This is a genomic window from Paenibacillus sp. Y280 (genome assembly GCF_056786335.1).
In genome coordinates this window covers 86254-98941 of the sequence record NZ_JBXCIW010000009.1, presented here as the reverse complement: position 1 = coordinate 98941, position 12688 = coordinate 86254, and the positions used below count along the sequence as shown (strand labels likewise).

At 52.4% G+C, this 12688-nt stretch carries 1 protein-coding gene; it reads left to right on the top strand.

Translation table 11 applies throughout. The features are described from left to right. The first annotated feature begins 11 nt into the window (after positions 1-11). Positions 12-12686 (top strand): non-ribosomal peptide synthetase, encoded by a 12675-nt coding sequence (locus AC1TPC_RS14155; protein ID WP_482067473.1) that lies wholly within the window; start codon positions 12-14, stop codon positions 12684-12686. Positions 12687-12688: the final 2 nt, after the last annotated feature.

Here is a 12688-nt window from a genome sequence, read left to right as displayed (position 1 = left end):
GGAGACTCGTAATGATCGATAAATACGCGCAACAAATGCTGCTGACGAGCGGCCGTTACGATAAGGAGCAGCATTTTTGGGCTCAAAAGCTGCAGGATGACATCGGCATGAGCGTGCTTCCGCGGATGATTATCCAAGGCAGCTCTGCCTCATCCGCGAAGGCAGCCAGTGGTATCGGCACTTATCTTCATGTTGTTGATGAGGCAGCTGCAGCCAAGCTGAAAGCAGCGGCAAGCACGGAATACGGCCTGTTTATGCTGCTGTTATCCGGCGTCAGCTATTTGGTGCACCACCATGCATCGGCAGGTCAAGCCCGGATTGGGGTGCCGGTGTTTAAGCAGCATAAAGATTTGAAAGAGCCGGTCAATAAGCTGCTGGTCATTCATACCGAATATAAGAGCGAGCATACCTTCCGCGACTTTGCAGGTCATGTCCGTCAAGCCGTGACGGAGGCGAATGAGCATCAGAACATTCCGTTTCACACCTTGGCCGAATATGCGCAGATTGCGTTATCGGAGGATGGAATAGCAGATTTGCCAATTCTCGTCATGCTGGAGGGTGTCCACGCTAGAAACGATGCGGCTAATATTCGATCAAGCATAGCCTTTGTGTTCCGTAAGGATGAGAATCGCTTGGAGGTCGCAATCGAATACGACTTACAACGATTTAGTGAGCAAAATGTGGTTTCATTAGCCGCTCATCTTAATCTTGCGCTTAAAGGGATTGAAACACCGGACGTGCCGTTATCGCAGCTTGTTCTGCTTTCTGAGGAAGAAAGACAGCTATTGCTGCACACTTTTAATGATACGTCGCTTGATTTACCCCAAGGACGAACGCTGCATGGTCTGTTCGAGGAGCAGGCCTTTCGATCGCCTGAGAGAACAGCTGTCCAATTCGGCACGGAGCGTCTTACATACCGCGAGCTGAATGCGCGCGCCAATCGGCTTGCGCGTACGCTTCGCGCACGCGGAGCAGCTGCGGATACAGTAGTTGCCGTAATGGCAGAGAGATCAAACGAGATGATCGTAGCGATTCTAGCTGTCATGAAGGCAGGAGCAGCCTATCTTCCGATTGACCCGGCTTATCCGAAAGAGCGTAGAGATTATTTAATCCATGACAGCCTTGCTAATCTCGTACTTGCACAAACCCATCTGATGGCCGAATGCGGTGCAGCGCAGACGCTTGATCTAGGCGACGAGGCTGCTTATGATGCGGATGATTCCGATTTGACAGCTCTGGCTGGGCCAGAGCAAATGGCTTATCTCATCTACACATCAGGTACAACCGGACAGCCAAAGGGTGTTATGGTCGAGCATCGCGGAGTTGCAAACTCGATTCAATGGCGAGCAGCCGAGTACGGTTTAACGGAACAGGATGTCGTGCTTCAACTATTTTCCTTCTCGTTCGACGGTTTTGTGACAAGCTTCTTCACGCCGATCATTTCCGGAGCAACGGTCGTGCTCGTTTCCGAAGAGGAAGCGAAGGACCCGTTGTCTCTCAGAAGGCATATCGCCGAAGCGGGAGTGACGCATTTCATAAGTGTACCAAGCTTGTATGGGGTCATTATAGACGGCATGAAGCCGGAGGCTGCCAGCTCACTCCGTATTGTGACTTTGGCAGGAGAACGAATCCCAGACGCACTCCTTGAACGGAGCCGGAAAATAGCGCCGCAAGCGGAGCTTGTGAACGAGTATGGTCCGACAGAAACCAGCGTAGTCGCTACGATTTGCCGTCAGTTAAAGGCAGATGAAGCGGTAACGATCGGCAGTCCGATCGCAAACACGGTTATATATATCGTTAACGAGCATTTGCAGCTTATGCCGATAGGTGTTCCCGGCGAGCTGTGTATTGCGGGTGCCGGGCTTGCTCGGGGCTATTGGATGAGGCCGGAGCTGACCGCTGAGAAATTCGTGAATTGTCCTTACCAGCAGGGGGAGCGGATGTATCGTACCGGCGATCTTGCCCGCTGGCTCCCGGATGGGCGGATCGAATATATAGACCGGATCGACCATCAAGTCAAAATTCGCGGCTATCGCATTGAGCTTGGGGAGATTGAAGCTGCGGTGCTGAGTCATCCGACTGTCGAGGAAGCCGTCGTCGTTGCACGTGATGATGCGAATGGGCAAAAGACGCTATGCGCTTATTTGACTGCGGATGACGAGCTTGCACTCCTAGACATCAAGGAAAGACTAGCGGCTGAGCTTCCATCATATATGGTGCCGACGCATTTCGTTCAGCTTGATCGCATGCCGCGCCTGCCAAATGGCAAGCTGGATCGAAAAGCGCTTCCGGAGCCCGACTTCACATCGGCAATAACCGGCGATGCTGCGGAATATACCCCGCCTTCGAATGATACGGAGGAACGGTTATGTGCCATGTGGCAGGAGCTGCTTGCGGTGCCGGTCATCGGAACGAAGGATCATTTTTTCAAAAGAGGGGGACATTCCCTTAAAGCGATGACGATGATCTCGCAAATCAATCAAGCTTTCGGGATAGAGGTTCCGCTCCGCGTTATTTTCGAATCGCCGGTTATTGAAGCGATATCGGACTATATTATCCGGCAGAAGGAGTCAGGTCTTGGCCATACCTATTCAGCGATTGAGGCGGTGACGGCAAGAGCTTATTATCCGGTATCTTCGGCACAGAAACGGATGTATGTTGTCAGCTCTCTTGAGGGTTCAGGGACAAGCTATAATTTGCCGGGCTTCATCTTTATTGAAGGGGAGCTCAACGTCCCACTGCTGCAATCGGCTTTTCGCCAATTAGTTAAACGTCATGAAACGCTTCGGACCCGCTTTGAGGCTGTAGATGGGGAGCCGGTGCAGATCATAGAGGAGCATGCCCAGCTTCATGTTCCTTATTCGGAAGCGGATGAATCCGAAACCGAACGCTTGACGGAAGCGTTCATCCGTCCGTTCGAGCTGAATGCTGCACCGCTCTTCCGGGTGGAGCTGGTCAAATTAAAGGAAAACAAGCATTTGCTGCTGTACGACATGCATCACATTATTTCCGATGGCGTGTCGGCTGGCATAGTGGTCAAGGAGTTTGTTGAGCTGTATCAAGGCACAAGCCTAGAGCCGCTGCGCGTTCAGTATAAGGATTACGCGGTGTGGCAGCAGGAGCGGCTAGGTTCAGCTCAATTGAAGGCGCAGGAGCAATACTGGCTGAATCGGTTCTCCGGCGAGCTTCCGGTGCTAGATCTTCCGACCGACTTTCCGCGCCCGCCTGTACAGAGCTTTCATGGCGGCGTCGTAACGCAGCTAGCAGACTGGCCGCTGCTGAACCAGCTGCAAGTACTTGCGAAGAAAACGAATACGACATTGTATATGGTACTGCTCGCTGCTTATAACGTCCTGCTGGCCAAATATTCGGGAAAAGAAGATATCATCATCGGATCGCCAACCGCAGGCCGTCAGCATGCGGATACAGAACCGATGATCGGGATGTTCGTCGGGACGCTAGTTATGCGGAACAGGCCGGAAGCGGATAAATCCTTTGCGACTTTCCTGCAGCAAGTAAAGGAATCTACGCTCGAAGCCTTTGATAATCAAGGTTATCCGTTCGAATCATTGATCGAGAAGCTTGGGCTTAGGCGGGACATTAGCCGCAATCCGCTGTTCGATACGATGTTTATTTTGCAAAATATGGATCTTGAAGCGACCGGTCTGCCTGGTCTAAGCTTCATTCCGCTCGCCTCTGAGGCGCATGTGTCCAAGTTTGATTTGTCTCTGCAGGCGAGAGAAGCAGAGGAGGGGCTGCTGCTTAGCGCAGAGTACAGCTCTGCTTTATATCGTGAGGAGACCGTTAAGCGGATGCTAGGCCATTTTATCGAAATATTGAAGAGCATAGCCGCTCGGCCAAACGGTGCTATCCGTGAGATCGAAATCATTACAGGTGGCGAGAAGCAGGTTATACTGCGGGTCTTTAATGACAGCCGCACTGCTTATCCGCGTGATGCCTCCATTGCAGAGCTGTTCCAGAAACAAGCTGAGCAAACGCCTGTGCATGCTGCTGTCACCTATCGCGGACGACAACTGAGCTACAAAGAGCTTAATGCCTATGCCAATCGAGTAGCATTTACGCTTCAAAATATCGGGATTGGCCGCGGCCATACCGTTGGCATCTATGCTGACCGATCGCTTGAGATGATCGTCGGTATTCTAGGCATTTTGAAAGCAGGAGCTGCCTTCGTCACGCTCGATCCGCTATTTCCGGAGGAGCGGATTCGATTCATGCTGGAGGACAGTGCAGCATCGGCTTGCTTGACATTCGGAACCAAGCCGTTGACAAGCCTGCATATCGGCTGGTTTGAGCTGACACAATTGATGTCGAGTGAGGCAGCCGAGGATGAGGATTTAAACGCAGCTATTGCGCCAGACGACCTTGCCTACTTCATGTATACGTCAGGCTCTACCGGCAATCCGAAGGGAGTTATGGTTGAGCAGCGGAGTGTCGTCCGACTCGTGAAAGGAACGAAATACGCTTCCTTCGATTCTGACGGACGTTTGCTGCTGACGGGCTCTGTCGGCTTTGATGCGATTACGTTTGAAATATTTGGAGCTCTGTTGAATGGCATGACGCTGCATATTGTGGACAAGGATGTGCTGCTTCATTCAGAACAGCTGGCTGCCTATATTCGCGAGCACCGGATTACGTTGATGTGGTTGACAGCGCCGCTGTTTAACCAGCTATCGGAAGAGAATCCGAGCATGTTTGCTGGTGTTCGTCAATTAATTATCGGGGGAGATGTGTTATCTCCGCGCCATATTAACCGCGTGCGCCGCAGCACGCCGGGACTATCCTTGATTAACGGTTACGGTCCAACTGAAAATACGACTTTCTCGACGACGTTTCCAATTGAGTCTGATTTTGAGGATTCTATTCCGATCGGCATGCCAATCAGCAACTCGACAGCCTATATCGTGAATGAAGCTGGCCATCTGCAGCCGATTGGCGTCCCTGGCGAGCTTGTGGTTGGAGGCGACGGTGTCGGCCGCGGGTATGCGAATCTGCCGGAAATGTCAGCAGAGAAATTTGTTCCAAACCCGTACGAGCATGGAGAACGGATGTATAAAACCGGGGATCTCGCGCGATGGCGCGCAGATGGCGTGATCGAATATTTGGGCCGGATTGACCAGCAGGTAAAAATTCGCGGCTATCGGATCGAGCTTTCAGAGATCGATTCCGCTTTGTTGAAGCTGCAGGGAATGAAGGAAGCATGCGTAGTTGCGAGTGAGGACCAGAACGGACAAAAGGCTCTATGCGCTTATTATGTCAGTGAAGCTGAGCTAGTTGCTTCGGAGCTTCGTGCGGCGCTGGCACAGCAGCTTCCAGCCTATATGATTCCGCTATGCTTCATGCAGCTGGAACGGTTCCCGCTAACTGCTAATGGCAAAATCGATCGCCGCGCACTGCCGAAGCCTGATTTCACGGCAGCCGCAGCTCAAAGCGCGGGTTATGTGCCGCCTCGCACCGATACGGAAACGCAGCTAGCTGCGTTATGGGAAGAAGTGCTCGGCACGCAGCCTGTTGGTGTGACCGATGATTTCTTCGCTCTGGGCGGTCATTCTTTGAAAGCAATGACGCTAATCGCCCGAATGAAACGGCATTTTGGTGTTGACGTTCCGCTGCGAAAGCTGTTTGAAGCGGCGACAGTGGAAGCATTGGCCATCTATATGGATCAGGCGGATAAAGAGGTACAGACCGCAATAGGCAGAGCGCCTGAGCAGCCGTATTATCCGCTGTCGCCAGCCCAGGAACGATTGTTTGTGTTAAGCCGGTTCGAGGGAGCTGGCATCAGCTACAATCTTCCGCGTGTCATGATGATAGATGGGCCGCTTGAATGGGAGCATGTGCAGCTTGTATTCCGCAAGCTGGTCTCCCGTCACGAAGCGCTTCGCACCTCATTTAGTCTGGTAGACGGCGAACCCGTTCAGCTTATTGCTTCAGACGATGATATTTCGTTCGGCATTAGCTTGCGTCTAGCAGAGGAATCGGATTTATCCGAGCTTATCGAAGCCTTTATTCGGCCGTTCGATTTGGAGCAGGCACCGCTTCTTCGGGTAGAGCTGATCCAGCTCTCGGAGGAAAAGCACATTCTGCTATGCGATATGCACCATATTATTGCCGATGGCGTGTCGATGAGCCTCTTCATGAAGGAATTCGCCGAGCTCTATGAAGGCGAGGAGCTGCCTCCGCTGCGCATTAGCTACAAGGATTTTGCCGTATGGCTAAGCAGCGGTGAAGGGAAGTCCGCCTTGAAGCGGCAAGAGCAATACTGGCTGGAGGCATTCGCGGAGGAAGTGCCGCTTCTGGCTTTGCCGACCGATTATCCGCGTCCCGCCGTGCAAAGCTTCAAAGGCGCAAATCATGCAATTCAAGCCGGCAGTGCGCTGAAAGACGCGCTGAATGTTGCGGCAGCCCGGACAGGAACGACCTTATATATGGTCCTTCTTGCAGCGTACAAAGTGCTGCTCCACAAATACAGCGGCCAGACCGATATCGTCGTCGGTACACCGGTGGCGGGACGTCCGCATGCGGATGTAGAGTCGGTAATCGGCATGTTTGTTAATACGCTTGCCCTGCGCAGCAACCCCGAGGCGTCCAAAAATTTCGGACAGCTGCTGGAGGAAGTGAAGCAATCTACGCTAGCGGCGCTGGATAATCAGCATTATCCGTTCAATACGCTGGTAGAAAAGCTGAATCTGCCGCGCGATTTGAGCAGGAATCCGCTCTTTGACACGATGTTCAGCCTGCAAAATATCGATATGGGCACGCGGGAGCTGACTGGGCTCCGAATTGAGCCGTTCCATTTTGAGGGCGGCGCCGCCAAGTTCGATTTATCGCTTGAAGCTACGGAGACGGAAGACGATCTTATCATAAGCTTCGAGTATGGAACTTCCCTCTTCAAGCGCGAGACGATTGAACGGATGGGTGATCATTTTGTTCGTATTTTAAAAGAGGTTGCCGGTAATCCCGAGGTGCTGCTTGCAGATATCGATATGATGACCGGTGAAGAAAAAGCGAAATTGATGGAGCAGTTTAATGATACGGAAGCAGAATTTCCAGCTGAGACGACGCTATACGAATGGTTTGAAGCTCAAACGGACAAAACGCCAGACGCCGTCGCTGTAGTGGATGACAGCCGAACGCTAACGTATCGTGAGCTGAACGCCAAAGCTAATCGGTTGGCATATAAGCTGCGTGCGAGCGGCGTCGGTCCAGACCGCATCGTGCCGCTTATGCTGGAACGCGCCGCTGAGATGATCGTCGGCATTCTCGCTATTCAGAAAGCGGGAGGAGCTTATCTGCCTATCGATCCTGATTTTCCGGAAGAGAGAATTCAGTACATGCTGGAGGATTCCGGAGCAAAATGGCTGCTGACGCAAACGAAGTTTGTGGCAAAAGCGCGTTCACTGCAGGTTGGCGAAGTGATTGATCTTAATGATCCAGCGTCTTATGCGGACGGGGAAGATCGTAATTTAAAGCCGATCGCAGGGCCGTGCCATCTCGCATATGTGATTTATACCTCTGGCTCTACTGGCAAGCCAAAAGGCGTCATGATCGAGCATAGAGCTGCGATTAACCGTATTCACTGGATGCAAAAGGCGTATCCGATAAACGAGAACGACGTTATTTTGCAAAAAACACCGTATACGTTCGACGTTTCCGTCTGGGAAATGTTCTGGTGGGGCATTACCGGAGCAAAGGTTTGCTTCCTGAAGCCGGGAGGGGAGAAGGACCCGGAGGAAATCGTTCAGGCGATCGAGCGAAGCCGTGTAACGACGCTGCATTTTGTTCCATCTATGCTCGGTTTGTTCCTCGAATATATTGCCAGTGGTTCGCACGCGGAGCGGCTGCCTAGCCTGCGCCTGTTATTCGCAAGCGGTGAAGCGCTCCAGCTCGATCAAGTGAGGCGATTCAACAAGGAGCTTTACAGCAGGCATGGCACTAAGCTGATTAACTTATACGGCCCGACCGAGGCTGCCATTGACGTCTCGTACTTTGACTGCTCGACAAATGATGCAGCGGGTATCGTTCCTATAGGTAAGCCGATTGGTAACATTCAGCTGTATGTGGTGAACGGGGATTTCCATCTTCAGCCGATTGGCATTCCAGGTGAGCTATGTATAGCCGGAATTGGTTTGGCTAGAGGTTATGTGAACAACCCTGCGCTGACAGCAGAGAAGTTTGTAGACAATCCGTTTGCTCCCGGCACAAAAATGTACCGAACAGGCGACTTGGCGCGCTGGCTGCCAGATGGGAATGTGGAATATTTGGGGCGGCTTGATTTTCAGGTCAAAATTCGCGGTTACCGCATCGAGCTAGGCGACATCGAAACCGCGCTGCAAAGGCATGAGGCTGTCCGCGATACGGTCGTTGTCGCCTTGCAGGATAAGGAGAAGCTCAGCTTCCTGTGCGCTTATTTTACGGCTGACCGCGAGCTGAACGTAAGCGAGCTGCGCGAGCATCTAGGGAACGGACTCCCTGCGTATATGATTCCTTCGCATTTCGTTCAGCTGGAGCGCTTGCCGTTATCCTCCAATGGCAAAATAAACAGGAAAGCCTTGCCTGAGCCTGAAGGGCAACTGGCAACAGGCGCAGCGTATGTCGCACCTCGAACGCCAACCGAGGAGCTGCTTGTCAGCCTATGGCGAGAGGCCCTTGCCGTTGAAAGCATTGGCGTGCTGGACAGCTTCTTCGCTCTCGGAGGCCACTCGCTCAAAGCGATGGCGCTGCTCGCGCAGATGCATAAGGCATGCGGAGTCGAGGTTCCGCTTCGCTATCTATTCGAATCGCCTACAATCGAAGCGGCTGCACGCTATATCGACGGGCATGCCAAGAAATCCTATAGCCCGATCAGACCCGCGCCTAAGAAGGAATTATATGCAGTGTCTTCGGCACAGAAGCGCATGTACATTCTCGACCTGTTTGAAGGAAAAGGGACAAGCCTTGCCTATAACATGCCGGCTGTCGTTGGTTTGGAAGGGATTATCGATGCAGAACGATTTGAACAGGCGCTGCAAAAGCTCGTTGCAAGGCATGAGCCGCTGCGCACTTCCTTCTATTTAGTGGACGGTGAACCGTTTCAGCGTATTCACGACACGGTTGATATGCAGCTGGAGCGCTATCAAGCAAGCTCCGAGGAAGCGGCAGGGCAATTGCTCGAAGAATGGTTCCGACCATTTGATTTGGCAGCTGCGCCTCTGCTGCGCGCGGCTCTCATCCAAATCTCAGAGCATAAGCATGTATTTGCATATGACATGCATCACATCGTTTCGGATGGCGTATCAGGCTCGATCTTCTTGCAGGAGCTCATTAAGCTGTATGAAGGTGAGGACCTGCCGGAGCTTGTACTGCATTATAAGGACTTTGCCTTATGGCAGAACGAATGGTTGGAGAGCGAGGCTTTCGCTGAGCAGGAGCAATACTGGCTGAATCAATTTGCAGGGGGAGACTTACCGCTTCTAGAGCTTCCGACCGACTATGCCCGTCCAGCCGTTAAGAGCTTCTCCGGCGCTGTAGCCGCGTTTGAAGCAAACTCCGATTTGACGGACAGGCTTGAGAGGCTGGCGCAGCATTCCGGAGCGACCTTGTACATGGTATTGCTTGCAGCATATAAAATTTTGCTTGCTCGTTATTCGGGCCACCCGGATATCGTGGTCGGTGCTCCGATCGCGGGACGCTCGCATGTCGATACGTCAGGCATGCTTGGCATGTTCGTAAATTCATTGGCCATTCGCAGCTCGCTTAACGCGGATCGTTCCTTCCGGGAGTTTCTGTCAGACGTGAAGCAAAATGCGCTGAATGCATTCGAGCATCAGGATTATCCGTTTGAAATGCTGGTCGAGAAGCTGCAGCTTCCGCGTGATCTAAGCCGCAATCCGCTGTTCGATACCGTGGTGGTTTGGCAAAATGCGGACGCTGAACGAAGCGAAACATCCGATGTCTCACATTCGCAAAACGAGCTTCGTATCGTACCATTCGGTCAAGAGCATAGCATTTCTAAATTCGATCTGTCCTTGATAGCAGCGCCAGGCGAGGGGACTTTACGACTAAGCTTTGAATATTGCACGGATCTGTTCCAGGAGGAGACCATTCACCGCATGACTGGTCATTTCCTGCGCATTCTTGAGGCAGCTGCGTATTCGCCTGATTCCGTTATTGGACAAATAGATCTGATGTCTAACGGGGAAAAGCAGTGGCTGTCCGAAATGAATGCGACTGAGCGCGAGTATACAGGCGCTAGTCTGCTGCACGGTCTGTTCGAGGAGCAGGCAAGCCTGCATCCGTCACAGCCGGCTATCGTACAAGGGGAGTCATCTCTGTCGTACGCGCAGCTGAATGCGAGGGCCAATCAATTAGCCCGCGTCATTCGAGGCCGCGGCATACAGCGAGGCGATATTGTCGCGATAGCGGCAGATCGATCGATTGAAATGGTCGTAGGCATGATAGCCATTATGAAAGCAGGCGCAGCGTACTTGCCGATCGATCCCGATTATCCTGCTGACCGCATCCGTTATTTGCTTGAGGATAGCAGAACGCCGCTGCTGCTGGCAAAAGCAAGCATGATAGAGGCATTGGAAATCGAATTCAGCGGCAGTCTGCTTAATCTGAATTCTGAAGACAGCTACGATGCGTCCCACTCGAATCCGGAATGGACCGTTTTGCCTGAGGATCTAGCTTATGTGATCTACACCTCTGGGACAACCGGCAAACCGAAGGGAGTCATGATCGAGCATCAAAGCATTGCCAATACGGTAAAGTGGAGGCGTGCCGAATTCGGATTCGGACCAGAGAACAAGGCGCTGCAAATGATGTCGTTCTCCTTCGATGCGTCCGTCATCAGCTTGTTTACGCCGCTTGCTTCAGGTTCGGTCAGCTATCTCGTGCCGAATGAAGAAGCAAAGGACCCGGTAGCATTGAAGAAAATGGTGTCAGCCTTTAAAATCACGAATCTAAACGGGGTGCCGAGCTTATTCGGTTCAATCATTCATTTGCTTGAGCCGGAAGAGGCTGGATCCATTCGTCAGATTATGCTTGGCGGTGAGCCTGTCAGCAGCGGCCTGGTTGCGCAAACGAAGCTAAAAAACGCAAAGGCAGAGCTGGTGAACGAATACGGGCCGACCGAGAGCAGCGTAATGTCCACCTATATGCGCGGGCTTGAGCCAAATCAGACCATTACAATTGGCAAGCCGATTGCCAACACAAAAATTTATATTGTAAACGATCGGATGCAGCTTCAGCCGATCGGTGTCAGAGGAGAGCTTTGCATTGCAGGCATCGGTCTTGCGCGCGGTTACTGGAATCAGCAGGAGCTGACGGAGGAGAAATTCATCCCTTGTCCATTCGAGCCGGGCGAGCGCATGTACCGAACAGGCGATTCGGCGCGCTGGCTGCCAAATGGGATGATTGAATTTGCCGGACGCATCGATCAGCAGGTGAAGGTACGCGGCTATCGCATTGAGCTTGCTGAGATTGATGCGGTGCTGCTAAAGCAGCCTGACATTCGCGTTGCCTCTGTTCAAGCGCTCGACGATGCGAGCGGACAAAAATATTTATGCGCCTATCTAGTCGCAGATAACGAAGAGGCGGTGCTGGCAGCCAAAGCTGCCATTGTCAAAGAGCTTCCAGCATATATGGTGCCTGCTCATTTCATTCGACTAGAGCGGCTTCCGTTAACGCCTAACGGCAAGATCGATATGAAGGCATTGCCGCAGCCAGACGTTCATGCATTGCGCAAGCCTTATATGGCGCCAAGAAATGAAGAGGAGCAAAAGCTTGCACAAATTTGGGAGGAGCTGCTCGGCGTCACTGAGGTGGGCATTCACGACAACTTCTTCGAGGTAGGCGGAAATTCGTTGAAGGCCACCATGCTTACGGCTAACGTGTATGAACAACTGCGGGTGGAGCTTCCATTCCTTGCCGTCTTCCAGCAGCCGACGATTGCGGAGCTTGCTAGCTACATAACAAGCCGCCGCATTCAGCGAAGCGCGGATCAGCCGATTACACTGCTCAATCGTTCAGCAGACAGGCATTTGTTCTGCTTCCCGCCGATTGCCGGCTACGGCTTCGTTTATCAAGAGCTGGGCGCATTGCTGGAAGAGGCAGGCATAGCTGTTTACGGCTTCGATTTCATTCATGAGGATGATCGAATCGAGCAGTATGTTGCATACATTCGCAGCGTACAGCCGGAAGGTCCATATCTTCTTCTCGGTTACTCAGCAGGCGGCAACCTGGCTTTCAATGTAGCCCAAATGCTTGAAGCCGAGGGGAGCAGCGTATCTGATCTCATCATGCTCGATGCCGAGCCTAAGAAGAAGGCGATCAAGCAGTCGGCTGAGCAGACGGAAGAGGAGGTCGGGAAAATTATCGAGCAGGAAGCAGAAGGCTCGCAATATGGAGCGTACCTGCAAAATAATATGATCCGCGATGCGATTTACCGGCACATCGTCGCCTATATGTCCTTTCTGAATAAGCTTGACAACAAGGGCAAGCTCGCAGCCGACATCCATTTCATCGAGTCCGAAGGCAAGGAGCTGAGCCTGCTTCAACGCCAGCTTAACTGGAGCAAGCATACGACCGGCAGGCATCTTAAATATAAAGGCGCCGGCACGCATGAGGATATGCTCGAGCCTGCACATATTACGGCTAATGCGGAATTGATCCGACAGCTGCTTGGCTGATC